This window comes from Pseudophaeobacter profundi, assembly GCF_029697505.1.
Lineage (GTDB): Bacteria > Pseudomonadota > Alphaproteobacteria > Rhodobacterales > Rhodobacteraceae > Pseudophaeobacter > Pseudophaeobacter profundi.
Genome location: NZ_JARJEF010000010.1, coordinates 93,510 through 117,065, shown reverse-complemented (window position 1 = coordinate 117,065; position 23,556 = coordinate 93,510). Strand labels below are relative to the sequence as shown.

The 23,556-nt window shown below is 59.3% G+C and carries 17 protein-coding genes; 8 read left to right on the top strand and 9 right to left on the bottom strand.

Annotation, left to right across the window (positions count from 1 at the left end; translation table 11 throughout):
• Nucleotides 1–52: 52 nt before the first annotated feature.
• Complete coding sequence (locus P2081_RS15705) at nucleotides 53–1,093, top strand: OmpA family protein (protein WP_278923807.1); 1,041 nt, start codon at nucleotides 53–55, stop codon at nucleotides 1,091–1,093.
• Nucleotides 1,094–1,231: 138 nt separating this feature from the next.
• On the opposite strand, the gene P2081_RS15700 is transcribed toward P2081_RS15705, so the two are convergent.
• Both P2081_RS15700 and P2081_RS15695 read right to left on the bottom strand, forming a co-directional pair.
• The gene (locus tag P2081_RS15700) at nucleotides 1,232–2,377 is read right to left on the bottom strand and encodes a ParB/RepB/Spo0J family partition protein (protein ID WP_278923806.1); all 1,146 of its coding nucleotides are present in this window, start codon (nucleotides 2,375–2,377) and stop codon (nucleotides 1,232–1,234) included.
• Nucleotides 2,374–3,678, bottom strand: coding sequence for an AAA family ATPase (locus P2081_RS15695; protein ID WP_278923805.1), 1,305 nt, complete (start codon nucleotides 3,676–3,678; stop codon nucleotides 2,374–2,376). Before P2081_RS15695 ends, P2081_RS15700 begins: the two co-directional genes overlap by 4 nt.
• Before the next feature lie 647 nt (nucleotides 3,679–4,325).
• On the opposite strand from P2081_RS15695, the gene P2081_RS15690 reads away from it, so the two are divergent.
• The 4 genes from P2081_RS15690 (at nucleotide 4,326) to P2081_RS15675 (ending at nucleotide 8,841) form a co-directional block, all read left to right on the top strand.
• Nucleotides 4,326–5,009 carry a DnaA N-terminal domain-containing protein gene (locus P2081_RS15690; RefSeq protein ID WP_278923804.1) on the top strand — a complete coding sequence of 228 codons (684 nt, stop codon included), beginning with the start codon at nucleotides 4,326–4,328 and terminating at the stop codon, nucleotides 5,007–5,009.
• Nucleotides 5,010–5,241: 232 nt separating this feature from the next.
• Nucleotides 5,242–6,450, top strand: a complete 1,209-nt coding sequence (locus P2081_RS15685; RefSeq protein WP_278923803.1) for a pyridoxal phosphate-dependent aminotransferase — start codon at nucleotides 5,242–5,244, stop codon at nucleotides 6,448–6,450.
• Nucleotides 6,447–8,054: a 5-guanidino-2-oxopentanoate decarboxylase gene (locus P2081_RS15680; protein WP_278923802.1), complete on the top strand. Its 1,608-nt coding sequence runs from the start codon at nucleotides 6,447–6,449 to the stop codon at nucleotides 8,052–8,054. Before P2081_RS15685 ends, P2081_RS15680 begins: the two co-directional genes overlap by 4 nt.
• A 4-nt stretch (nucleotides 8,055–8,058) precedes the next feature.
• Entirely contained in the window at nucleotides 8,059–8,841 is a 783-nt protein-coding gene (locus P2081_RS15675; RefSeq protein WP_278923801.1) for a dimethylarginine dimethylaminohydrolase family protein, read from the top strand.
• Here P2081_RS15675 and P2081_RS15670 read toward each other — a convergent pair.
• Nucleotides 8,827–9,753, bottom strand: a complete 927-nt coding sequence (locus P2081_RS15670; RefSeq protein WP_278923800.1) for a MurR/RpiR family transcriptional regulator — start codon at nucleotides 9,751–9,753, stop codon at nucleotides 8,827–8,829. The two genes, P2081_RS15675 and P2081_RS15670, sit on opposite strands and share 15 nt — an antisense overlap.
• Nucleotides 9,754–9,877: 124 nt before the next feature.
• A complete protein-coding gene (locus P2081_RS15665; protein ID WP_278923852.1) occupies nucleotides 9,878–13,735 on the bottom strand; it encodes a PEP/pyruvate-binding domain-containing protein in 3,858 nt (1,285 codons plus the stop codon).
• A 462-nt stretch (nucleotides 13,736–14,197) separates the two neighbouring features.
• Between P2081_RS15665 and P2081_RS15660 the strand changes: the two genes are divergently transcribed.
• Both P2081_RS15660 and P2081_RS15655 read left to right on the top strand, forming a co-directional pair.
• The gene (locus tag P2081_RS15660; RefSeq protein ID WP_438826543.1) at nucleotides 14,198–15,049 is read left to right on the top strand and encodes a PhnD/SsuA/transferrin family substrate-binding protein; all 852 of its coding nucleotides are present in this window, start codon (nucleotides 14,198–14,200) and stop codon (nucleotides 15,047–15,049) included.
• Nucleotides 15,050–15,067: 18 nt separating this feature from the next.
• A complete protein-coding gene (locus tag P2081_RS15655; RefSeq protein ID WP_278923799.1) occupies nucleotides 15,068–17,371 on the top strand; it encodes a hybrid sensor histidine kinase/response regulator in 2,304 nt (767 codons plus the stop codon).
• 2 nt (nucleotides 17,372–17,373) lie between these two features.
• Here the strand turns inward: P2081_RS15655 and P2081_RS15650 are convergent, their stop codons facing one another.
• The 3 genes from P2081_RS15650 to P2081_RS15640 are packed head-to-tail and all read right to left on the bottom strand — an operon-like array spanning nucleotide 17,374 to nucleotide 19,465.
• Nucleotides 17,374–18,204 carry a metal ABC transporter permease gene (locus P2081_RS15650; protein ID WP_417701414.1) on the bottom strand — a complete coding sequence of 277 codons (831 nt, stop codon included), beginning with the start codon at nucleotides 18,202–18,204 and terminating at the stop codon, nucleotides 17,374–17,376.
• Nucleotides 18,201–18,986: a zinc ABC transporter ATP-binding protein ZnuC gene (gene znuC, locus P2081_RS15645; RefSeq protein WP_278923798.1), complete on the bottom strand. Its 786-nt coding sequence runs from the start codon at nucleotides 18,984–18,986 to the stop codon at nucleotides 18,201–18,203. The genes P2081_RS15650 and znuC overlap by 4 nt, the downstream gene beginning before the upstream one ends.
• Nucleotides 18,977–19,465: a transcriptional repressor gene (locus P2081_RS15640; protein ID WP_278923849.1), complete on the bottom strand. Its 489-nt coding sequence runs from the start codon at nucleotides 19,463–19,465 to the stop codon at nucleotides 18,977–18,979. Before P2081_RS15640 ends, znuC begins: the two co-directional genes overlap by 10 nt.
• Before the next feature lie 115 nt (nucleotides 19,466–19,580).
• Between P2081_RS15640 and P2081_RS15635 the strand changes: the two genes are divergently transcribed.
• Complete coding sequence (locus tag P2081_RS15635) at nucleotides 19,581–20,648, top strand: zinc ABC transporter substrate-binding protein (protein ID WP_278923797.1); 1,068 nt, start codon at nucleotides 19,581–19,583, stop codon at nucleotides 20,646–20,648.
• A 66-nt stretch (nucleotides 20,649–20,714) separates the two neighbouring features.
• On the opposite strand, the gene P2081_RS15630 is transcribed toward P2081_RS15635, so the two are convergent.
• On the bottom strand, nucleotides 20,715–21,992 hold the full coding sequence (locus tag P2081_RS15630) for an NAD(P)/FAD-dependent oxidoreductase (protein ID WP_278923796.1): 1,278 nt from the start codon (nucleotides 21,990–21,992) through the stop codon (nucleotides 20,715–20,717).
• Nucleotides 21,982–23,484, bottom strand: coding sequence for an L-piperidine-6-carboxylate dehydrogenase (amaB, locus tag P2081_RS15625; RefSeq protein ID WP_278923795.1), 1,503 nt, complete (start codon nucleotides 23,482–23,484; stop codon nucleotides 21,982–21,984). Before amaB ends, P2081_RS15630 begins: the two co-directional genes overlap by 11 nt.
• Between the last annotated feature and the right edge of the window lie 72 nt (nucleotides 23,485–23,556).

The following is a 23,556-nucleotide window of genomic DNA, read 5'->3' as shown; positions in this document are numbered from 1 at the left end:
TTGCCACCCCAATCGTCAGCCCTGCCCCCTTTAGTCTTGTATGAGTTTTATCATGGTACGCTTAATTCTTCGCCCCCTTCTCGCCCTTTTGTTCTTGGCCGCACAGCCTGCGCTGGCGCTGGATCCGTTTGAACACGGCTGGCAACTTGACCCTGAGGCCTCTGCCATTACCTTTTTATCCGTCAAGAAAGACACGATCGCAGAGACCAGCCAATTTGCCTCCATCAGCGGCCAGATTACCGAAGGCGGTATTGCGCAGCTGGTTGTGGCGCTGGATTCAGTTGATACCAAGATTGATCTGCGCAATGTGCGAATGCGGTTTTTGTTCTTTGAAACTTTCACTCATCCCGAGGCAAAGGTGACAGCGGTGTTGGATCCGACCCAGCTGATGGACCTGCCCCAGCGACGCCGCAAGGTGATCGAGGTACCGGTCACCCTGTCCCTGCATGGAGTTGAAATGGATCTGTCTGCCAAAGTTGCAGTCACCCTGCTGGATAATGACCGGGTCAATATTTCCACCCTGAATCCCGTCATCCTGCAACTGGCGGATTTCAATCTGATGGAAGGGCGTGAAAAACTGCAAGAGGCCGCAAATGTGACCATTACGCCGCTGGGAATTGTCAATCTGAACCTTACGTTCGATCGCAGCGCTGCAGGCACTCAAGTGCTGCCAATTGCCGCTGCCAGTGGTGCCACCGCCGCGCTGGAAACGACCGGCGATTTCAGCCGCGAGGCCTGCATCGGGCGTTTTGACATCCTGTCACGCAGCCGAAGTGTCAACTTTGCCCCCGGCACCTCGCGGCTGGATCAGCGCTCGACCCAGTTTCTTGACAGCCTGTTTGATATCGTAAGCCGCTGCCCTGATATGGTGATCGAGGTCGGTGGCCATACGGACGACAAGGGCAGCGAAACCGCCAACAAAAGGCTGAGCCAGCGGCGCGCGGCCTCGGTTGTCAGTTATTTGGCGGCCAAGGGTATTGCAACCGAACGGCTCAAGCCCGTGGGTTATGGCGAAGCAAGCCCGCTGGTTGCCAACTCCAACGCACAGAACCGGGCAAAAAATCGGCGCATCGCGTTCAAGGTTTTGAACTGATCCCACCCCCGGCTAACCCGGTATGAATGACAATGCAAAAGGGCTGTCCCTGCGGGGACAGCCCTTTTTTAGTATCGCATTACTGATCCCAGCATACCATCTGCCGCCGTCATCTCACATCGGGAAGATCTGGCAAGGCTATTCTTGCGAGGGCTCCCCGTCCTCTAGCGCGGCAAAAAATGCGGCAATTGCGCCTTCCAGCCGATAGCGATCAATCACCGAAAAGTCGCGCTCCATCGCCAATTCAATCCGCCCGTCGCGGGCCTGACAGCGCACTGTCCCCGCAGGGACACTGCAGCGCAGCGTGGTCTTGGCGACGCCGGTTTCTGACGTGCGCCCCGACGCGCCGCCCTGCTTGGCCACAGGACCAGAACCGGGACTTGATGACAAGAAAGTGCGCAACATCGCCAGTTCGGCTTCTTCAGATCGGACTTCGCCAGCCTGCAACTGCTGGATTAAATCGGCCGCCAAATCATCGTTTTCCGCCAGTTTCTTTTTTAGATCCAACCCCAGCGCACGCGGAATTGCCTCGGCAAAACGCAGATGCGCACCGATCATTTCAAGCAGATCGGCGAAGTGGCGAATGTAACTCCGCTTTTGCCGACCCGCCGATCCATAGAGATGCGTCACCGCACCCTCGACCCCGTCGCAGTCTGTTTCCGGATCCTGCGCATAAGACAGCGCAAGCTGCGCCATTTCCGCAAAAGAGATATCGCGGCGCACCAGGTTTTCATCCACCATGCGGCGATAGAGCCCCTGCAAATCTTCTCCCTTGGCAATCAAACCTGCCGGGATGCTGGCGTATTCTGCGGCACCGGTTTCCTCTAGCAGCGCGCGATAGGCCGACAGCCGACGGAACCCCTGGATCAGCTGGTAGCTGCCATCGCCGACCTCTTCCACCCGGATCGGGTTGGACAGACCAATGCTGCGAATAGAGGCTTTCAGCTCTTCCAATTCCGGGTCGCGCGACACAGCCCGGTCACGCACCAGTTTGCTGGTCGCAATCTGATCCAGCGGGATCCGGTCCACCACCAGGCCCAGCTTTTTAAGGCGGACAAATTCATGCGCCAACCGGTCATTTTCGGCGCGGATATTCTGTTCGGCGACAGCGCGGGCCTTCAGCGCCTCGGCATTTTCGGAGATCGCCATTGCCATAGGGCCGCGACGGGCCTCTGCAAGGCCTGCTCCATCGTCCTTCCCCGATGGGGTAGGGGAGGGGGCCGGCGTGGGATCACTGGTGGGTTCAGACGGGAAATTGATGTCAAATACGCGACGCTTGCTCATGTTTTATCCTCCATCTGGTCCCAGGCTTCTGCGGCGTAGCCTTTGAATTCTTCGTAGGCCTGATCAAAGGATGCCCGCGCCCGGCGCCATGTTTCACGGGTCATATCGCGATAGTCAATTTCATAGATCGAACTGAGGAACCGCCCTGATTGTTCGACAGCGCGGGTCATCTCAATCGGGTGATCTGCCATGCGCCCCTCAAAGACCTTCATGAAGGCATCTCGCATGGCGCGGTGTAGATCATTGCCGCTTTCATATCGGGTCAGCAAGAAGCGTACATCCAGAAAGGCCTTTGGCAGGGTGAATGTCCCCGCGGGGACAACCCCGTTAAAGGCCGACAGATCCTCCAGCGCCTCGGACAGCTGACCGATAAAGGAGGTGGTCGAGTCGTATTCCCAATAACCGGGACCAGAGGGGATATAGAGCATGTCGGCAGCAAAGACCGCATTCATCGACTGATAGCCAATCGCAGGCGGGCAATCAAAAATGATCATGTCGTAATCATCCGAAGAGACCTGATCCAAATAGCGAGAGACAGCGGCGAAAAAGGACCACTCGGGATTGAGATGACGATACTGGGCGCTGGCGAATTCCACAAAAGCAGCATTGGCGCAGCTGGGCACCAGATCAATGGTGGGCCAGCTGGTCGGCTTGATGAAATCATTGATCCGCAGATCCTGCAGCCCCATGCCAGTAATCGCATCGGGAAGATGCCGTTCTGGCAAGGCCGCGCCTGTCTCGGCCCCACGGGCAGAGGCATTCATTCTCTCGGTCTCGCGCACCAGGTCGCGCGCCATGATCCCCCAGACCGTATAGTCTTCGGTCACATCGCTCAGCCCCATGGAATGCGACAGCGTCGCCTGCGGGTCAAAATCAACACATAGCACCCGATACCCATCCAACGCCGCCGCATGGGCAAAATGCAGCGCAACCGTGGATTTGCCTGCGCCCCCCTTGAAGTTGGAAATCGCCACCCTGAGCGCACGCTTGCCTTCGGGGCGTGGCGGCATCAGAGATTTGCGGTTGATCTTGATCCGGCGGCGCAGCTCGTTGATCTCTTCCAACGAATACCAGCGCTGGCGGCCGTCTGCTTCTACATGGCCCTGGGGCAGGGAAGGGTCCGCCGCCAGCCTGCCACGCAGGGTGGATTGATTGACCTTGAAGATCAGCTCGGCCACCTCCCAACTGGAAAACCGCCGCAGAGTCTTTTCCATCTCGGGTGAAAAGGTCTGCTGTCGGATCCAGCTCTGCATCTTTAGGGATTGCGCCTGCAATCGGGCCAGGTCTTCGTGGGTTAACATGACGGCTCCTTGCTCGTACTCTGCCATGCGTCCTTTTCAGCGGGACGCTAATTTTTCATCAACTCTCATTTACGCCGGATTTGTAAAAAACGCAAAACCTATTATTCTATTGATAAGCGTCCTGTCCCCGCAGGGACACAGGGAATTTTCAGCGCCAAGGCCAAGCGCTGAAACCCCATGAAAACAGGGCGTCACGGGCAAAACCTAGGCCGCCATTGATTCGCCGGTCTCTTGCGAATCGGTCTGTCTTTATCTGGTCTCTGTCTCGGAAGGCGGGGCAGATATTGGGGGACACAACAAAAGGCACCACGACCTATTGGGGGACATTTCAACCCGAATAGGGGACAGCCTGAACGTCCCCCAATACCATTGATACCAATTTTTTTATCAAAAAAGGGATTGGGTCCGAATGGAAATCGACAGAGGCCTTGACAGAATCGTGGATAAGGACGCAAATCGTGTATATTGAACAAATAGCGTTGAGTTCCTTAGATCAGGACCCAACGTAATCCGGGAACAACCCGCGATGTGAGGCAGATATATCCTAAACCCGACAGGCTGGCGAAGCTCTTGTCTACAGGGTTTGGTCAAACTTGATCGGCAAGGGATAATCCCTGCCAGGAGTGGTTAGAAAGACGGGTGCCGCAATGCAGGCTCAAAAACCCGCCGGGCGAAATGCTTCGGCTCTGAAGTATGACATACTCACTGCACTGGGTGCCTTTGCCTTGGCGCAACCCAAAGCGCTGCAGCGTCTGGTGTTGCGTATCATGACCCTGGTCACCGCGCGCTACAATTGGACGAGGAATGAGCTTGCTGTCGGGCAACGCGAAATCGCCCGCCTCTGGAGCGTCGATGAACGGACAGTCAAACGCGAGATGGCGAAGCTGCGGGCGATGGGCTGGCTGGTTGTCAAAAAGCAGGGCGTGCGCGGGCGGGTCAGTGAATATGGCTTGGATCTAGATCGGATCTATGAAGACACCCGTGACAGCTGGGCCAGCGTTGGTCCCGATTTTGAACACCGCATGCGTGGCACAGATGCGCCACCGTCAAATGTCGTGCCATTGCGCACTAACGAAATTGCCCCCGCACCGGATCTGAGCAAGGGCGATGAGTGGAGCTTGGTCAAGGCGGTTTTGCATCAGGAAGATCCTGCCATCTATACAGCCTGGATTGATGCCCTGACGCGCAGCGATCGGGCAGGGGGGCGGTTGACCCTTGCCGCACCCAGCCGGTTTCATGCCACCTATGTTCTGTCGCATCTGAAACCCCGGCTGCTCGCAGCCTGCCGGGATGTGGACGAACAAATTTCCGACATTGTTATCCTTAGCTAGCCTGCCGCACGACGGTCGTTTGGTAGGGGAACCTGGTCACTAGGCGGGCAGGTCTTTGACTGGCATCGGTGAGCCGGTGCAGTTTTGCACTTGCCTGTATCGATCGAACCAGTAATTATGCAATTGTATAATTACTGTGTTTCACGAGATTCTTCGGACATTGAGGCAGCCACCCTGCAGGTGACGGCCTCATTCCTTTTCAGAGCCTCGTGTCGAAATAGGTGGAAAAGCCATGAAAACCACGGATGTAACCGCGCGCCTTGCCTCTTTGGGCGGCGCAAAATGGGATCTTCATCTTGCCGCGCGCGACCGCGTTGCGGCGGGGGCCGATATTGTCGAGATGACCATTGGCGAACCCGACGTGCCGGTCCCCGAGGAGCTGATGCAGCAGGCGATTGCCTCTATGCAGGCAGGGCGTACCGGGTATTCGGACGGACGTGGCGAAATCAACCTGCGGCGGGCTCTGGCTGCCCGCTACACTTCCACCCGCGGGCGGCAATTTGAGCCAGACAACTTTCTGTGCTTCCCCGGCACCCAGACAGCCCTTTTTGCGGCCATGATCGGGGTTGCCCAGCAGGGCGATGAGGTTCTGGTCGGCGACCCGATGTATGCCACTTATGAAGGTGTCGTGGCCGCCAGCGGTGCCGCGCTGGTGCCGGTGCCGCTGACGCCGGAACACGGGTTTCGTATGCAGGCCGCCGATGTGGCGGCGCGCATTACCGCGCGTACTCGGGCGCTGCTGCTGACCAGCCCGCACAACCCTACCGGTGCCATTCTGGACCGGGCAGAGCTGATCGCCCTGTGTGAACTGGCAAAAGAGCATGATTTCTGGATCATTTCCGATGAGGTCTATGAACAGCTGGTGTTTGACGGGGCAGAGTTCACCTCACCGCTGTCGCTGCCGGACTATGCCGACCGGGTGATCGCGGTCTCGTCGATTTCCAAATCCCACGCCGCGCCCGGCTTCCGCAGTGGGTGGTGCGTGGGGTCCAAAGCCTTTTGCGATGCGTTGCTGCCCTATTCCGAGACCATGCTCTTTGGCAATCAGCCCTTTATCGCTGACATGACAGAGTTGGCCCTGCAAAGGGACTCCGCGGTGGCAGAGGGAATGCGGACACGGTTCAATCGCCGCGCCCAGATCCTGGCTGACAGGGTGCAGGCGGAAACCGCGTTGCAGGTGCACCGCCCCGAGGCGGGCATGTTCGCCATGATCAATGTCGCGGCCACCGGGTTGAGTGGTGATGCCTATGCCTGGGATTTGCTGGATCAGGGGGTCGCGGTCATGCCCGGCTCTGCCTTTAGCGACAGCCTGACCTCTTGGGTACGGGTGGCGCTGACCATTGATGATACGAAATTTGATCTGGCCCTGAACCGGATCATTTCTCATGCGCAGGCCAAGACACAGGACCAGGCAGCATCAGCAACACAGGGGGTCGCATGACTGACGCCGCAAAAACCATTGGTGAAGCGCTGGTAGATGGTTTGAAAGCGCGCGAGGTCTCTTGCGTCTTTGGCATCCCCGGCGTGCATACGGTCGAACTCTATCGCGGCTTGGCCGCTTCGGGGCTGCGCCATGTGACACCCCGCCACGAACAGGGCGCGGGCTTTATGGCGGATGGCTATGCGCGGGTAAGTGGCAAACCTGGGGTGGCCTTTGTGATCACCGGGCCGGGGCTGACCAATACCTTGACACCGATGGCACAGGCGCGGGCGGATTCGGTGCCGATGCTGGTGGTTTCTGGCGTCAACGCCCAGTCGAGCCTTGGCAAAGGAATGGGTCATCTGCATGAACTGCCAGATCAGCAGGCTCTGGCGCAGACGGTGGCTCTGACCTCGCAGCATGTCGCCACCGCAGCAGAGCTGTCTCCGGCATTGGACGCGGCCTTTGCGCCGTTTTCAACGGGTCGCCCTGGTCCCACCCATGTGCAAATCCCGCTGGATGTGGCGGGTGTTGCGGCGGATGCTCTGCTGCCGCCCGCGGTGGTGCCGCCCCAGAATATCGAACCGGATCAGCTGCAAGAGGCGGTGTACCTGATACAGGCGGCCAAGCAGCCGGTTATTCTGGTAGGGGGCGGGGCCAAACGCGCTGGCACGGCACTGGCTGCCCTGGCCGAGCGCCTGGATGCGCCCGTGGTGCAAACCGCAAATGGGCGGGGGTTGATGTTTGCGCATCCCCTTGGTGTTCCAGCCAGCCCCAGCCTGCAATCCGTGCGCGCGTTACTCGAAAGTGCCGATGTGGTCTTGGCCCTGGGAACCGAATTTGGCCCCACAGACTATGATATGTACGCCACCGGCACCTGGCCCGAGATGCGGCAGTTGATCCGGGTGGATCGCTGCGCCGAGCAACTGAAGCGCCATGCCAGCGCGCTGGCGATCGAGGCTGAGGCGGGGGCCTTTGCCGCTGCCCTATTGCAGAGCCTGCCCCAGGCCTGTTCAGGCCGCGATGGGGCAGCGCGGGCGGCGGCAACACGCAGCGCCGCAGAACAGGAAATCGGTAGCGAATATCTTGCCCAGGTTGACGTTCTTTCGGCAATGCGGGATGCGGTCCCAGGCAGTTTGATGGTGGGAGATTCCACCCAGCCGATCTATGCGGGCAATCTCTACTACGATCACGACCGCGCAGGTGGCTGGTTCAATGCGGCCACCGGCTACGGTGCGCTTGGCTATGGGATTCCGGCAGCGATTGGCGCCGCGATTGCGGCACCGGACACCCCCGTGATCTGCATTCTGGGCGATGGTGGCGCACAGTTCTCCTTGCCCGAGGTGATGACGGCGGTGGATGAAAAATTGCCCATCATCTTTGTGATCTGGAACAACCAAGGCTACCGCGAAATCGCCACCTCGATGGAGGCGGTGGGTGTTGAGGTCTTGGGCTGCGACCCAACCCCGCCCGATTTTTCCGCCACGGCCCAGTCCTTTGGGATTGGGCATGTTGCTGTCGGCACCGACCCGGCCGCGATTGCCGCGGCGGTTGCCAACTCGTTGGGCCAGGGGCCCAGCTTTGTCGAAATTACTGCGCCTGTCTTTGCGCCAGCTGAGGATTAAGTCTTTGACCAACCCAAGTTTTGAATTTTCCCGTGCGATTACCCGCCGTCCTGCTGCCAGTATCACCGAAGGTCTGCGCGCGGCTGATATCGGCACCCCCAGCCTAGAGGGCATGTTGGCCGCCCATAAAACCTATGTTGCAGCACTGAAAAGCACAGGTGCTGAGGTGATTGAGCTGGGCCCGCTAGAGGCCTTTCCTGACGCGGTCTTTGTTGAAGACACAGCCCTGTGCCTGCCGCAGGGTGCGGTCCTGATGCGTCCGGGCGCGCCGTCACGCATGGGCGAAGTGGCTGAAATGGCACCAACTTTGCGGGACTGCTACGCGGATGTCCGTGAAATCAAGGGTCCGGGCCATATCGAAGGCGGTGATATTCTGGTGACCGGGCGTGAAGTTCTGGTGGGGCGGTCGGATCGCACTGATGCCGCTGGCGTTGCCGAACTGGTCGAAATCGTTGGCGAATGGGGGCACAGTCTGCGCGAGGTCTTTACCCCGCCCGGTGTGCTGCATTTCAAGACCGATTGTTCCTTGATGGACGGAGAGACCATTTTGTCCACCAAACGGCTGTCGGCTTCTGGCTGCTTTGAGGGCTATCGCATCCTGGATGTGGCTGAAGGCGAAGAAGCAGCGGCCAATGCTATCCGCTTCAACAATCTGGTGCTCTGCCCGGCTGGTTTTCCCCGCACGGCGGAAATGCTGGACAAGGCCGGGTTTGAGGTGGTCGAGATTGACAACACAGACTGCGCTAAGCTGGATGGCGGCATGTCCTGCCTGTCATTGCGGTTCTGATTTGCTGCGGATCTGTGGCAGTTTCGGCGCGCTCCAATAGGCGCCGCTGTCCTGCCTGAGTGCTTCATAGGCCTCTATCCGGTGGCGCGCCTCGGCGCCGCCGGCTTCGATCAGGTGGGTCAGTAGACAATCCAGCACCGCCATGGCACCCGCATAGGCGCCAAAGGGGTGCAGTGAATTTGCCGCAACGCTGAGCACGTGATCGGGCGTGATACCCGGCGCGATGACCTCGCTGTCAGAAATCAACAGAATGTGCGCCCCCTGTTTCTGCGCCAGACGCAGGGCTTGAATGGTGCTGGCCGAATAGGGCGCAAAGGTCAGTGCAATAAGGCAATCCTCGGGTCCCAGCCCCATCAGATCATCCAGCGTGGTGCCGACATGGCGGGGGACCAGATCAATCGAAGGCATCGCCATCCGCGCGATATAGTGGAAATAATAGGCCAGGGCATAGCTGGCGCGGCTGGCCGTGACGTGGCAGCGCTTGGCCCCCAGCAGGGTGGCAACAATGGCCTCGCAGCGTTCTGGCGTCATCTGTCGCAGCGAGCGGCTGACCACATTTAGTTCACTCTGCGCCGCGCGGGCCTGCAGGGCTGCGGTTGGACCGCCTTTGGCCATGCGGGTCAGCCATTCAGTACCAAGCGTGGTTTCGCCGGTGGTGATCAGAGCGTCGCGAAAGGGACGGCGCAGGGCCTCGAAACTGTCATAGTCCAGGCGCTCTGCGAGGCGCACAAAGCTATTGGCGCTGACCTGCGCCTTGCGGGCGGTGTCGCGGACCGGATCCAGCGCAAAGGGACCAGGGTTGTCGATGATGTATTTTGCCGCCTGCGATAGCTTGGCGGGCATGTCGGCGATCTGCGCTTTCAGCGTTGCGATCAACCGGGCAGTTTGTTTGGGGTCAAGATGTGGATCCATGCCCAAATAATATCATGTGTTTCACCTGAGTAGAATTAAAAACATTCATTCTGAAAGACGGGGTGCACTCTTGACTGTCCGCAGTTGCGACCCAGTGAGGTGTCGCAACTGCGGGTACTTGCCTTTAGCCGTTAGCGGCTTGTCGGCTTTGATCGTCATGCTGCGTGATGCTGCCGTCCTCATCCACAGTGATGCGGGCCCCGGTTTCAATCTGGCCCAGCCCCTTGCAGGCGACCAGCATCAGGATGTGTTTTTCGCGGGCGACAATGGCCATGTGGCTCAGCCAGCCGCCAACCTCGCTCAGCACCGCGCCAGAGCGTTGCACATAGGGCAGCCAGGCTGGGTTGATCATGCGACAGACGAGAATATCGCCGTCCTGAAACCCGTCAAAACTGGCGGGGTCGGTGCTGGATTCATCCGCCAGCCAAAAGGCGCGCCCCGTCACGCGGCCATTTCCGGCAACGCAGGTGCCACCCAGGGTGCCGATCTCCTGCTCGAGCTGCGCGCCGAGCGACAGCAGCTCACACGCCCGCAGGGTCAGCTGAATCTGTGTCGGTGCTGCGGGTTTGCGCATATTTTCATGGAACTTTCTGTTCTGTGCCTGCAGATGCAGGGCCTCTGGTGTGGTCCAGTTCCCCTGCTGGATTTCATCCAGTGTCAGGTAGAAGATCAGATCGCCCAGCCCTGAAATCTGTCCCAGCGCCAGGAGCGCGCGGCGTAGTTCTGCCAGAATGCGTAGGGATTCGTGCTTGGCCTGCTCCTTGAGATCCTGCAGGCGCAGGGCTAGCGAGATGCTCTCTTTGAGGTGACTGGGCAACGCGGCGGGCAGGTTGGCAGATCTGGGGCCGGACGGCAGCTGGTTTTCGAGCAGCGGCCAGAGCAGGGCAGGGGCCTCGCTATAGCGCGGCGAACTCAGCTCATAGTCGAACATGGCGCGGTGCCCCATCAGGGCCATGGCCTGATCCCGGGCTTTGGCCCCGGTGCAAGACGCCAGCAAGGCCGAGGGTGCATGCGGTAGGTCTGCCTGCATCAGATGGGCGCGTAGCGCCGGATCACCCGCTGTGGCGGTGCTGGCCTCGCCCATGGTGAAGCCGGCCAGAATGTTGATTTTCTCGGCCTCGACATAGGCTTCACCAACAAAGAGATCCTGCAGAATCTGCAGGCTTTGTACCAGTTTTTGCGGTGTCAGGGCGCTGTAATCTACCGCTTTCCAGAGCTGCAGCCTATCGGCAAGATCGGACATCACCTCTGTGCGAAAGTGGGCGATCTGCGGTTCTGCCTGACGCCGCAGCTGCTTTGCATTGCCGGCACTGAGCCTGAGCGTCATTTTCTGCTTCAGCGTCGCATCGACATAGGTTTTGCCAAAGAGGTTGACCAGATGGCCATCGCCGCCTTCGGGCAGGCCATAGGGTATGCCCAGGGCGCGGCAGGCCAGATCGACGCTGCCACCGGGGGCCCAGAGACGGGTCATCAGCGAAAAGGACAGCGGCGTCGGGCGCGGCAGGACTTCGGACATTTCGTCCTGTTCCAGGATCACTTGCTCCGGGTTGGCACTGCCAAAGCGGTCCAGCAGGGCGCGCCATTCGGTCAGGCGGATCTGTTCGGCCTTTGGCCCCAGCGCCAGAGTGGTGATATCGCGGCTTTGTACGATGTGGAATTTCCCATCGACATAGGCCCATTCCACATCTTGTGGGCAGCCAAATATACGCTCGATTTCTTGCCCCAGCGCCAGCAGTGGTGCCATGTCTAGCGTGTCGTCTTGATCTGGAACTGCCGCAAGACCCGTGTAACGGCCAAAGCGCAGTGAGACGGGCGTTACACGGCCCGATACCAGATCGTCACCGCAGCCGCGTACCCATTCCACCATGGTCATGCCAGGGGCGGTCGGATCCTGGGTGAACAGCACCCCGGCATAGTCGGCCTGAACCATCTGCTGAACCAGAATATTGGCCGCATTCTCGCCGTTTGCTGCCTGGTCATAGCTGGCGGCACGATCCGAGGAAAAGCTGACAATCACCCGGTCTAGTGCGCGGCGCAATGTCTGGGCGGTGACATCCAGCTCGGATTCATAAACACCGGCAAAGCTCTGATCGGCGCCATCTTCGTTGCTGGCGCTGCTGCGCACGGCGCAGGGCTTTGCCCCCACCAGATGCCAGATCTTTTCGACAAATGCGTCCTTCTGACTGCGGTTCATCCGCTGATAGGCGGCAATGGCCTCGTGACGCAGGACAACGCCCGCCGGCACCGGCAAACCGGCATTTTGCAAGAGTGACAGGCGCAGTGCCTTGTTGCCAGCGGTGGCCAGCTCTTCGCTGTAGCCTAAGGGGACCACCCCGGCAGGCAGCCTGGCAAGGCGCGCCTGATGCGCTTTGCGTGCAATGCCATGAAGTAGCTGCTGGTGCAGCCCGGTCACATAGGCGCGTTGCAGCAACAACAGGCTGAGGCTGAAGCACAGATAGGCATTGGCGGCAGCGCTGAGACCAAAGACCATGGCAAAGAGTACCGGCACGCCGATCAGCAGCCAAAGCTTGATCTGGCGCGCGGTCTTGGCAACGGCCCAGACCAGATAAATCGCGGCCAGAGCGCAAAACATGAGCGGCAACAGAAGCAGCGGATCCGGCTGCCCCAGATCAGGGATCCAGAGCAGGCTGATCGGCACGAGGCCGCTGGCCTTCCCGGCTGCCGAAACCCCCAGCATCATCACGGGTAAGAACAGAAGCGCGCTGAGATTGCGCAGCGGCGTCAGTCCCTTTGTTGCATAAAAGGCCTGAATGGCCCGGGCCCGGCGCACCGGATCATCGGCCAGGTCAGTCTTCAGGCGTGCCAGCTCTTGGGCGCTGTCCTGCGTGGTGATCTGGTCACGTTCTGATTTCAGGGCAACGGGCAGGATCAGGATGCGGGTCAACAATGACAGGGCAAACAGCCCCACCAACAAATGGCTGCGTTCATGGCTCCAGATCAGGGCCTGCGCCAGCAGTGAAATCGTTTTTTGCCAATAGGTCGATTGCTGATCGGCCAGCCAGGCCTGCACATGCGGCTTGGGGGGGGGGGCGATGAAATACTCCCAGGGCAGGGTATAACGCCCGCGATAATCTATTCCTTGCTGGCTCAGCTCGAGGCCAAGTACCTGCCCCATGAAGCAGCTGCGCCGGTCATAGCAGGCAGCCAGGGTTGGCTTGTCTTGCAGTTGCGCGATCTTTTGGCGCAGCTCATCCGTGGGCAGGGCACGGATTGGGATGTTGATGGCACCGGGCAGATGGCCGCTGGCGAAATCGCCGGGATAGCGGGTGTCGACGATCTGCAGATCGTCGGTTTCTATCAGTGTGGTGAAATCTGCAGTGCTGAGCAGGGTGTCCTTGTTTGGATAGTCGGGAATGGCGCGCAGATCGGCCAGGGTTTCAACCGAGGCATCGCTGAAGGGGCGGCCCTCGACGATCCATTTTTCGATGCCGCCGGCGATGAAACTGCAATCGATGCCAAGCTTGGCTAATTGGGCGCAGGTTTCAGAGCTGCGGTTGCCATTGTGGCAAAAGACGACCGCTTTTTGTCCGGGCTGCAGCGGGCGCGACTGGAGAAAATCCGGGAAGCGAATATGCGCGGCGCCGGGCAGGGTCCCCATGGCGTTCTCGCCGCTTTCGCGGATGTCAAAAAAGACAGTGTCGCCCGCCATCAGCAGCGCCGCGGCCTCTTGGGTGGAGATGGCCAGCGGATTGTCTGTTTGCTTGGAAAAGCTGGTCTCTTTAAGGGTGTCATCCTTGATTTTGGTGCCGTCAAACTGCGCCGGGCGTACCAAGGTGGCCTGCAAACGCGCCAGATCGGCGTTTTTCCGCGCAGTATATTGCCAGTAGTTTGCGGCTCCAAACAGGGTCACCAGCGCCACCAAGGCCAGGATCAGCCGCACCGGATAGCGGGCCGCCTGACCTTTGCCTTTTGCTTTGAAACCCAGCTTGGTGGCAACCACAGCCCCAAGCCCGGACATCATCGCGAGCGCAACGGCAAAGACCTGCGATAGGGATGAAACTGATCCAATCACCAGTTCTGGCGAGGGAATTGCCTGCACTTCATAGGGGAAGAGGACCAGGGCAGCACAGAGGCCAAGCCCGAAAAATAAGCCGGGTTTGGCCGATGAGGTCGGGATATAGCTGGGGAGTTTCACTGCAAGTCCTGTCGCCTATTAAGAGAATCTTCAGAATTGTAACAGTTTGGAAAAAATTATCTTAAGATCGTGCAGTATTGCCTGTTTGTCGTCCAGGGGCTGATTTTTTCTCCAATTTTCTATATCAAGGGCGTAAATGTTAACCTTGCAGTTTGCATCGCAGGGTAGAGTGCAGGGTGACCAAATGGGGTCTGGTATTGCGAAATTGGCCAGGAGGCATCGGTGATGCGGCACGCAGACGAGTTCAAACGTCCGATCACCTTGCGCGTGTGGGGCGCCTGTCTTGATATGCATCTGCGCGTTTGGGCGCTTGTGCTTTTGCTTGCTGCTGGCCCTCTGGCGGCTGCGCCGACCATGGCGCGTGAAGATATTACTCTGACCTTCGGAACCTATGCTGCCGACAAGCCCACCGAAACGGTCCGCCAGTATCATCCGTTTTTGTCGTTTCTGGCGGACCGCCTGACAGAGCGCCTGGGCAAAACCGTTACCATCAAGATGGTAATAGCCAAAGAATATGAGGAGGGCATTCGCCAACTGACCGCGGGCGAAGTGGATTTTGCCCGTTTTGGTCCGGCGTCCTATGTCATTGCCAAGTCGATAAACCCGCTGATCCAAATTGTGGCGATGGAATCGAAAGGGGGCCAAAAGCGGTTCAAGGGGGTGATCGTTGTTCATAGCGACAGCCCGATACGCTCGCTGGAAGATCTCTCAGGTCAGAGCTTTGCCTTTGGGGATGAGCTGTCGACCATCGGCCGCTATCTGGCCCAGGCCGAACTGTTAGAGGCAGGTATCAGTAGTGCTGATCTGAAAAATTTTGACTATCTTGGTCGACACGATCTGGTTGGCGTTGCAGTGGGGGCGGGAAAATATTCAGCTGGGGCACTGAAAGAAAGTACCTTCAAAACCCTGGTGGCCAATGGGGTCGAAATCCGGGTTCTGGCGTCGTTTGACAATGTCACCAAACCCTGGCTGGCCTCGGCAGATCTGGCCCCTTCGATCTTGCAGGCCATGCGTGATGTTATGTTCGCGTCGCAGAACGAAGAAATCGTGCGACGCATTTCCAAGAATGGTTTCTTGGTCGGCGAAGATGCGGATTACGATTTGATCCGCGGTGCCATCGACCGAAGCCGTCGATTTTAGACCGTGAAGCGGAAAGAGATGAAACGCACAGGCATCCTGTTTCAAATTGTCCTTTCGCTGTCTTTGGCTGCTGTTCTGGTGGCCTTGGCGGTCGGCAGCGTGGTGCGGCAATATGAGGGGGAGCGCCTGCGCGAACAGCAGCTCAAGCAAGCGGGGCTGACCGTTTCTCTATTGAGCGGGCTGATGCTGGAATCCATCATTGTTGAGGATATTCCGGTCCTTGAGACCGGATTGCACGAGACCTTGGCACGCACCCGGAGTATCCTGTCGATCCAGATCCTGAACAGTGCGGACAGGTTGATTGCCTCTGCCGGGCACGATCAACAGGGGGGGCAGGAGGGTTTTGTCACCTATGAACAACCCGTCGAGATGGAAGGCGTTCAGTTTGGCACCATGATGGTGCAGTGGTCGGTGCAAGATGGTTTGGCGCTGGTTGAACAGAAGGTCCACTATACGATCAAATGGACGATCCTGGCCATTGGTGTACTGACGCTGCTGGTCTTGCTCTTGGTGACCCTGCTGGCGTTGCAGCCGCTCAAGATCATTCACCAGCGCATGTCTGGCGCAATTTCCGGGACACTGCGCCAGACCGATATACCCGCCAAGGTTCTGCCCTGGTATGCTTCACGGGAATTTTGGGCGCTCAATCATTCGGTCGAGGTGCTGGAAGATACCTTTGCGGAAAGGGACGAGCGCGAGATAGCGCTTGAACAGGCCTGTGAAACGGCGGCGATTGCCAGTCAGGCGAAATCTGATTTCCTTGCCAATATGAGCCATGAAATCCGTACACCGATGAATGGTGTGATCGGCATGGCCGAATTGATGCTGGAAACCGATCTTGATGATGATCAGTTGGTCTACGCAGACACCATTGCAAAATCCGGTTCGGCACTTTTGACTATCATCAATGATATTCTCAACTTTTCCAAGATTGAGGCGGGCAAGATCGAGCTGGAGCGCCGCCCCTTTAACCTGCTGACGAGCGTTGAAGATATCGTCACCCTGTTGGCCCCCAAGGCCAACCTCAATGGCGTCGAAATTGTTTTGCGTTATGATCCCGATCTGCCGGAATTCTATGAAGGTGACGTCGGGCGGCTGCGCCAAGTGATGACCAATGTCATTGGCAATGCGGTGAAATTCACCACTTCGGGCCATGTCTATATTGATGTGACTGGAACAAAACTTGGCCGCCCAGGAGAACGCGAATTGTCCATTTCCGTGACGGATACCGGAATTGGCATTCCCAAAGATCGGGTTGATGCGGTGTTCAATGCCTTTGAACAGGTGGATGGCGGTGCCACGCGCAATTTTGAAGGCACTGGACTGGGGCTGGCTATCTCGTCCCGTTTGCTGGCGCTTATGCACGGGCGGATTTCAGTCCAGTCCGAGCTTGGTGTTGGCTCCGTCTTTACGGTGCAACTGTCGCTGCCCCTTGGCAATGGTGTCACGGAACCTGCCGAGAAGTCTCTGTCTTTACATGGCATGACCGGGATGGTCGTTGATGGGCTTGCCGTCAGTGGCACGGCTCTGGCCGAACGGCTGCGCAGCTGGGGCGGTCAGGCTTTTGTGGCTGACACTGCGCCAGAGGCACTGGAGGTCTTGTCGGATCTGCAACTTGCCCAGCAACAATTGGATTTCATCATTCTGGATGACCAGATGCCAGAGCAGGAAGGGCATAAGCTGGTACAGCGCATTCGCGCCATTGCCGATTACCGGGACGTGCCAATTGTCATGCTGTTGTCCATCGAGCAAGCAGTGGCACAGAGTGCGCGTGACGGTGGGCAAAGCTGTCAATTCGTACTGAAGCCGGTGCGCGTGGCACAGCTGAAACAGGTGCTGCGCCGGGTGCTCCACTTAGAGGCGCCCCAGGTGATACCTGCCACGCCACAATTCGCCGTGCCCGGCCCGCAGCGCCGCATCAAGGTGCTGGTGGCCGAAGACAATCGGACCAATCGCCTGGTGGTAACCAAGATGCTTAAAGGGGCGGATTTTGATATCATCCTAGCTGTGAATGGCGTCGAATCCGTTGCATTGTATGAAGAGCACCACCCCGACATCGTGTTGATGGATATGATGATGCCTGTGATGGATGGCATCGAAGCGACGATGAAGATCCGCGAGATGGAGGTCGCGCAGCAGATCCGGCCTTGCCGTATCATCGCCTTGACGGCAAATGCGCTGGACTCCCACCGGGAAAAATGCCTGACCGCCGGGATGGATGATTTCCTGAGTAAGCCCCTGCGCAAAAAGGCACTGCTTGCGGCGATCAACAATTGGGTCGCCACGCCCACGGCGCAGATCTCGCGTGCCGATGCGGGCTAGGCCTAATGCCGCGGGCGTGGCCCTTTCATCAGTAATTGCTGCCGGATCATGTCGCCCAGGCTGGTCAGCGCAAAGAAGCCCGCCGCCACGCAGACAATTGTCGGTCCGGTTGGCGTATCAAGCAGAAATGACAGTTGCAGCCCCGCCAAGGCCGAGAGCATGCCAATGATCGCTGCTGCAAAGGCCATGCGTTCAGGGGTAGCGGCAAAGGGGCGGGCAGCAGCAGCAGGGATCAGCAGCAGGGCTGAAATCAGCAAAACTCCAACCACCTTGATGGCGACGGCAACGACCAAAGCCAGCGCGATGGTCAGCACCAGTTGTTCGCGCTTGGGGTTTAGACCTGCGGCATAGGCCAAATCAGAGCTAAGTGTCGCGGTCAACAGCGCCGACCAGCGGGCCCAAAGCAGCAAGAGCACCAGGGCCGCCCCGCCCCAGATCACCATGAGATCGATGCGGCTGACCGCAAGAATATCGCCAAACAGATAGGCCATTAGATCAATGCGAATGCCCTGCAGGAACGAGACTGCAACCAGACCAAAGGCCAGCGAGGAATGGGCCAGAACGCCCAAAAGGGTATCCATGGCAAAACCCCGCCCGCTGAGGCTGGAAACGGCAGTCGCCATGAGCAACGATACGATCAGCACCCCGGCAAAGACCGGCGCCTGAAATCCCAGCGCCAAGGCGACACCCAGGATAGAGGCATGGGCCGTGGCATCGCCAAAATAGGCCATGCGCCGCCAGACGACAAAACAGCCCAGGGGCGCCGCCGCGACGGCGACTCCGGTTCCGGCCAGGGCGGCACGCAGCAGAAAACTGTCAAAGAGGCTGATCATGGGCGGGTCTCACTCGCGGCGGCGGGGCGGGTCTGGTCTACGGCGTCCTGGCCATGGTCATGGCCGCAACTGTGGTCGTGCCGGTGGTTATGTTCATGTCGGTAGAGTGCCAGCGCCCCTTGGGTGCCCGTGCCAAAAAGGGCGCGGTATTCCGGGGCCGAGGCCACTTGTTCGGGTTCGCCCTCGCAGCAGATATGCCCGTTGAGACAAATCACCCGGTCCGAGGTGGCCATGACCACATGCAATTCGTGGCTGACCATCAGAATAGCGCAGCCCAGGGTTTCGCGCAGGGTTTCGATCTGTTGGTAAAACCCAGCTGACCCCGGCTGATCCAGCCCTTGGGTGGCCTCATCAAGGATCAAAAGCTGTGGCGCGCAGAGCAGCGCCCGCGCCAGCAGAACCCGCTGGAATTGGCCGCCCGATAGGTCGACCATCTGGCGGCTGGCCAATTGCCCGGCGCCGGCCTGTTCCAGGGCTGTGGCGGCCTGCTGGTCACTGATCCGCTGTGGCAGGCTGAGAAAGCGGCGCACCGTCATCGGCAGGGTCGGGTCGATATGCAGTTTTTGCGGTACATAGCCAATGCGCAGGCCGGGGCTGCGCTTGATCTGGCCCTGATCTGGGTGCTGCGCACCGATAATACTGCGCAGTAGTGTCGATTTCCCCGAGCCATTTGGCCCGACGATGGTCACGATTTCGCCGGCAGAAATGGCAAAGCTCACATTGGATAGGACGGTATTGCCACCAAAGCGCACCGATAGGTTCTGCAGCGAAATCAGCGGCATTCCGCGGTGGCCTCCTGGCACTTGGGGCACAGGCCTTCGGCCTCGACCACGGTGCGCTCGATCTGAAAACCGGCCTCTTTTGCAGCCTGGCCCAGCTGGCCCTTGGTGGGAATGGTTTGGGCTTCGGCGACGGCGGTGCACAGGCGGCAGATCATAAAGACCGGGGCGTGGATTTCGCCGGGATGGGTGCAGGCAATAAAGGCGTTCAAACGCTCGATCTTATGGGCGAAGCCATTCTTGACCAGAAAATCGAGCGCGCGATAGGCCACGGGCGGCTGTGATCCCAGCCCTTCTTCGCGCAGCCGGTCGAGGATTTCATAGGCACCCAGGGCGCGGTGTTCCTGCAGCAGAATTTCCAGCACGCGTTTGCGCACCGGGGTGAACTGCAGCCCCTGCGCCTTGCACTGGGCATCAACGGTCGCGATGCAGCTGGCAATGCAGCTGCTGTGATCATGGGTTTCAAACCCGATGGTTTCCATGGTCGTGCTCTCCGGTGCGCTGATCTGGGCCAAGGTTGGCGAACTTGGCTCTTGATATGTTATGATATGACGTTTATCAAGCCGTGAGATGTTATAAGATTACATGAGAGAACCGATGATAAAACTCAGCCTGACCACAGCCGTTTCCCTTCTTGGGTTTGCCAGCACCAGCTGGGCAGAGGCACCTCGGGTCGCAACGGATATTGCGCCGGTTCATGGCTTGGTTGCGCGTGTGATGCAGGACATCTCTACGCCTGATCTGGTGGTGCCTGCGGGTGCCTCGCCGCACAATCATTCCATGCGCCCCTCCGAGGCGATGGCGCTGGCGCAGGCAGACCTGGTGTTCTGGATGGGCGAGCCCCTGACACCCTGGTTGCAGGGCGCCATCACGGAGCTGGCCGGCCAGGCGCGGGTTGTCGAATTGCTGGAGCACGAGGCCACGATGGTGCTTCCTTTCCGCGAAGGCGTTGGTTTTGAACCGCATTCCCACGATCACGCAGGCGCGCCGAGTGATGATCACGGGCATGACCATGATCACGACACCCACGCTGACCATGGCGACCATGATCATGCAGAAGATCATGGGGAACATGACCATGACCATGAGCATGAACACGCAGAGGACCATTCCAAGGATCATTCAGACGCCGACCACGCCGACCACGCGGGGCATGATCATTCCGGCGCCGACCCGCATGCCTGGCTGTCGCCTGAAAATGCGCAGGCCTGGCTTGGGGTGATCGCAGGTGAACTTTCTGCCTTGGACCCGGACAATGCGGCGGTTTATGCTGCCAATGCCGCTGCCGGACAGGCAGAGATTCAGGCGGTGGCAGATCAGATTTCAGCCAATCTAACCGGCGGTGGGTTTGTCGTCTTTCACGATGCCTATCAGTATTTTGAGCAGGGCTTTGATATCCAGGCGGTTGGGGCGATTGCGCTGAGCGATGCCTCGGACCCCAGTCCGGCGCGGATTGCCGAAATTCAGCAGTTGGTAAAAGACCATGGCGTCACCTGTGTCTTTTCCGAGCCGCAGTTCAATCCGGATCTGGTGGCCACGGTGATGGAAGGCAGTGCTGCTAAAACCGTGGTGATTGATCCCTTGGGTACAGGGCTCCCATTGGGTGCTGAATTCTACCCGGCGCTTTTGCAGAAGCTTGGGGATGCCATGGCGGCCTGCCAGTAACCTTCCCGTTTCACGATGTATCACCAAAAGAAGGGTCAGAGATAGCTCTGACCCTTCTTTTGGGCTCTAGCCGATCCGGTCTTTGATAAGATGGGTCAGGGTGGCACCGGTTTCGTAGTATGCGCCGCGCAGCCCGGCAAAGGGGAGGCTGTGGTTGGTGCAGACGGGCAGGGGCAGGGCGGTTTCATCGCCGCTAAGCAGGGCCTTGGCTACCTGTTGGCCAAACAATGTCCCCGGCCCGATGCCGCGCCCGGAATAGCCAAAGCAGACATAGCCATCCGTCAGCTTCTGGATTTTGGGCAGGTGTTCCGAGGTCATGGCAATGCGCCCGAACCACAGGCTTTCCAGCGGGGTGCCTGCCAGCGCCGGAAACAGTGCGGCCAGTTTTCGGATGAGCCAGCTGTGGTGGATTTTGCTGCCAAAATGGTCCAGCGCCCCCATGGCGCCAATCACCAGCCGCCCCTGTTGGTCCATCCGCCAGGATGACATCACCAGGGCAGAATCCCAGCAGCCTTCTTGTCCGGGCAGGATCTGGCTGCGTATTGCAGGCGGCAGTGGCGCGGTGGCACCCTGGAAATAATTCACGTGTACGATGCTCGGCGCCTGGTAGCCGGCGATGGGCAGGGCGTAGCCATTTGTCGCCATCAGCAGGTGTTTGGCCTGAATGCGCCCCTTGGGGGTGGTGACCAGCCACTCGGCCTTGCCCCGGCTCAGCGCGGTGGCGGGGCTGTGGTCGTATAACTGAGCCCCGGCGTCCTGGGCCGCACGGGCCAGACCACGTGCATAGGCCAGCGGCTGGATGGTGCCCGCGCGGGGATCAAACAGGGCGCCATGCACCTGCTGCGAGCCGACGCGCGCCTGGGCCTCGGCCTTGTCCAGTAGTTGAACTGGCGCACCGATGGCCTGCAGTTGTTCTGCCCGGCGCTGGAGGTCCGCCATCCCGCTGGGGGCGTGGGCGCAGTGCAGGGTGCCGTTGCGGACAGGTTCACAGGCGATATCGTGGTGCTCGATCAGGCCGTAGACGAGATCGGGGGCCATGGCCAGGGCCTGTGATAGCTGCGCCCCGGTTTTAGGGCCGAGACGCGCGTTGATATCTTCCGGGGGCAGCCAGAGCCCGGCATTGGCCAATCCGACATTGCGCCCAGATCCGCCATGGCCAAATGTTTCGGCCTCGATCAGGCAGACCGTGGCCCCCATTTCGCGCGCCTTGAGCGCCGCTGAACACCCGGTATAGCCGCCGCCAATAATCGCCAGGTCTGCGCTTACCTCCCCGGTCAGGACCGAGGAGGAAGGGTTTTCCCGGCAGGTATTTTGCCAGAGACTCGAGGTGGACTCAGATGTCAAATTTAATGCCCTGTGCAAGCGGTAATTCCCGCGAGTAATTCACGGTATTGGTCTGGCGGCGCATATAGCCTTTCCAGGCGTCAGAGCCGCTTTCCCGGCCACCGCCAGTTTCTTTTTCGCCGCCAAAGGCGCCACCGATTTCAGCGCCAGATGGGCCGATGTTGACATTGGCGATACCGCAATCCGATCCCGCTGCCGAGAGGAAAAATTCGCATTCGCGCAGATCGGTCGAAAAGATACAGGAGCTAAGCCCTTGAGGCACGGCATTTTGCAGCGTGATGGCCTGATCGAGATTGTCGTATTTCACCACATAGAGAATTGGCGCAAAGGTTTCCGTATGCATGATGGCGCTCTGCGCTGGCATCTCGACGATGGCCGGGTGGGCATAGGCGGCACCTGGATGGCTGTCGCTCAGAGCCTGTCCGCCGCCATGTACCTTGCCGCCTTCGGTCTTGGCTTGGGCCAGGGCATCGTTCATCGCCGCGAGCGCCGCGCTGTCAATTAGTGGCCCAACCAAAGAACCTTCCGCCAGCGGGTCGCCAATCGGCAGGCCGGCGTAGGCCTTGATCAGGCGCGGGATCAGCGCGTCATAGACATCGGCATGCACGATCAGGCGGCGCAGGCTGGTGCAGCGCTGGCCTGCTGTTCCCACCGCTGAAAACACGATGGCGCGCAGGGCCATTTCCAGATCGGCAGAGGGGGCCACGATCATCGCATTGTTCCCGCCCAGTTCCAGAATTGTACGGCCCAGACGTTGCGACATGTCGTTGGCGACGGATTTGCCCATGGGGACCGAGCCTGTGGCGGAAATGATCGCCACATCCGGCGATGCGGTCAGGGCCTCGCCAAGGTCACGTTCGCCAATCAGGGTCTGGATAAGGCCTTCGGGCGCATCGTCGCCAAATTCTGCCGTCACTTGGTCGCAGATCTTTTGTACCGCCAGCGCAGTGAGCGGGGTCTTTTCCGAGGGTTTCCAAATCACGGGGTCACCGCAAACCAGCGCCAGTGCTGCATTCCAGGCCCAGGGGGCAACGGGGAAGTTGAAGGCGGTGATCACGCCACAGGTGCCCATCGGGTGCCAGCTCTCGCGCATCGCGTGGCCGGGGCGTTCCGAGGCGATGGTCAGACCATAGAGCTGACGCGACAGGCCCACCGCAAAATCGCAGATGTCGATCATCTCCTGCACTTCGCCCAGACCTTCCTGGTAGATCTTGCCGCATTCCAGTGTCACCAGTCGGCCCAGATTTTCCTTTTCCCGGCGCAGGGCCTCACCCAGTAGGCGCACCAGTTCGCCGCGCCGTGGGGCGGGGACCATCCGCCAGGATTTGAACGCCGCTTTCGCATGTGCAATCTGCGCCTCGGCCTCGGCCAGGCTATGTGGTGTGAGCCGGGCAATCTCGCTGCCATCCACCGGGGTGGTGACGCTGAGGCTGCCGCCGGTCAGGCTGTCGGTGCTGAAGCCAGCAGCGGCGAGGATCTGGGAATGTGGCATTGGGCTGTCCTTTCAAGGAAATGTTGCACCCATGAGCATTGCGCGGGGTTTCGGGCTGGAGCCTTTGGGCGT

Excerpts from the sequence above, each read along its gene's own strand:
- znuC (WP_278923798.1), bottom strand. The coding sequence starts at position 18,986 with ATGCCGCTGATTTCGCTGCAGAACCTATCGGTGCGCTTTGGTGGCAAT.
- P2081_RS15655 (WP_278923799.1), top strand. The coding sequence starts at position 15,068 with ATGAAACGCACAGGCATCCTGTTTCAAATTGTCCTTTCGCTGTCTTTG.
- P2081_RS15670 (WP_278923800.1), bottom strand. The coding sequence starts at position 9,753 with ATGGATCCACATCTTGACCCCAAACAAACTGCCCGGTTGATCGCAACG.
- P2081_RS15660 (WP_438826543.1), top strand. The coding sequence starts at position 14,198 with ATGCATCTGCGCGTTTGGGCGCTTGTGCTTTTGCTTGCTGCTGGCCCT.
- P2081_RS15690 (WP_278923804.1), top strand. The coding sequence starts at position 4,326 with ATGCAGGCTCAAAAACCCGCCGGGCGAAATGCTTCGGCTCTGAAGTAT.
- P2081_RS15680 (WP_278923802.1), top strand. The coding sequence starts at position 6,447 with ATGACTGACGCCGCAAAAACCATTGGTGAAGCGCTGGTAGATGGTTTG.
- amaB (WP_278923795.1), bottom strand. The coding sequence starts at position 23,484 with ATGCCACATTCCCAGATCCTCGCCGCTGCTGGCTTCAGCACCGACAGC.
- P2081_RS15695 (WP_278923805.1), bottom strand. The coding sequence starts at position 3,678 with ATGTTAACCCACGAAGACCTGGCCCGATTGCAGGCGCAATCCCTAAAG.
- P2081_RS15650 (WP_417701414.1), bottom strand. The coding sequence starts at position 18,204 with ATGATCAGCCTCTTTGACAGTTTTCTGCTGCGTGCCGCCCTGGCCGGA.
- P2081_RS15700 (WP_278923806.1), bottom strand. The coding sequence starts at position 2,377 with ATGAGCAAGCGTCGCGTATTTGACATCAATTTCCCGTCTGAACCCACC.
- P2081_RS15685 (WP_278923803.1), top strand. The coding sequence starts at position 5,242 with ATGAAAACCACGGATGTAACCGCGCGCCTTGCCTCTTTGGGCGGCGCA.
- P2081_RS15640 (WP_278923849.1), bottom strand. The coding sequence starts at position 19,465 with ATGGAAACCATCGGGTTTGAAACCCATGATCACAGCAGCTGCATTGCC.
- P2081_RS15705 (WP_278923807.1), top strand. The coding sequence starts at position 53 with ATGGTACGCTTAATTCTTCGCCCCCTTCTCGCCCTTTTGTTCTTGGCC.
- P2081_RS15665 (WP_278923852.1), bottom strand. The coding sequence starts at position 13,735 with ATGATGTCCGGGCTTGGGGCTGTGGTTGCCACCAAGCTGGGTTTCAAA.
- P2081_RS15635 (WP_278923797.1), top strand. The coding sequence starts at position 19,581 with ATGATAAAACTCAGCCTGACCACAGCCGTTTCCCTTCTTGGGTTTGCC.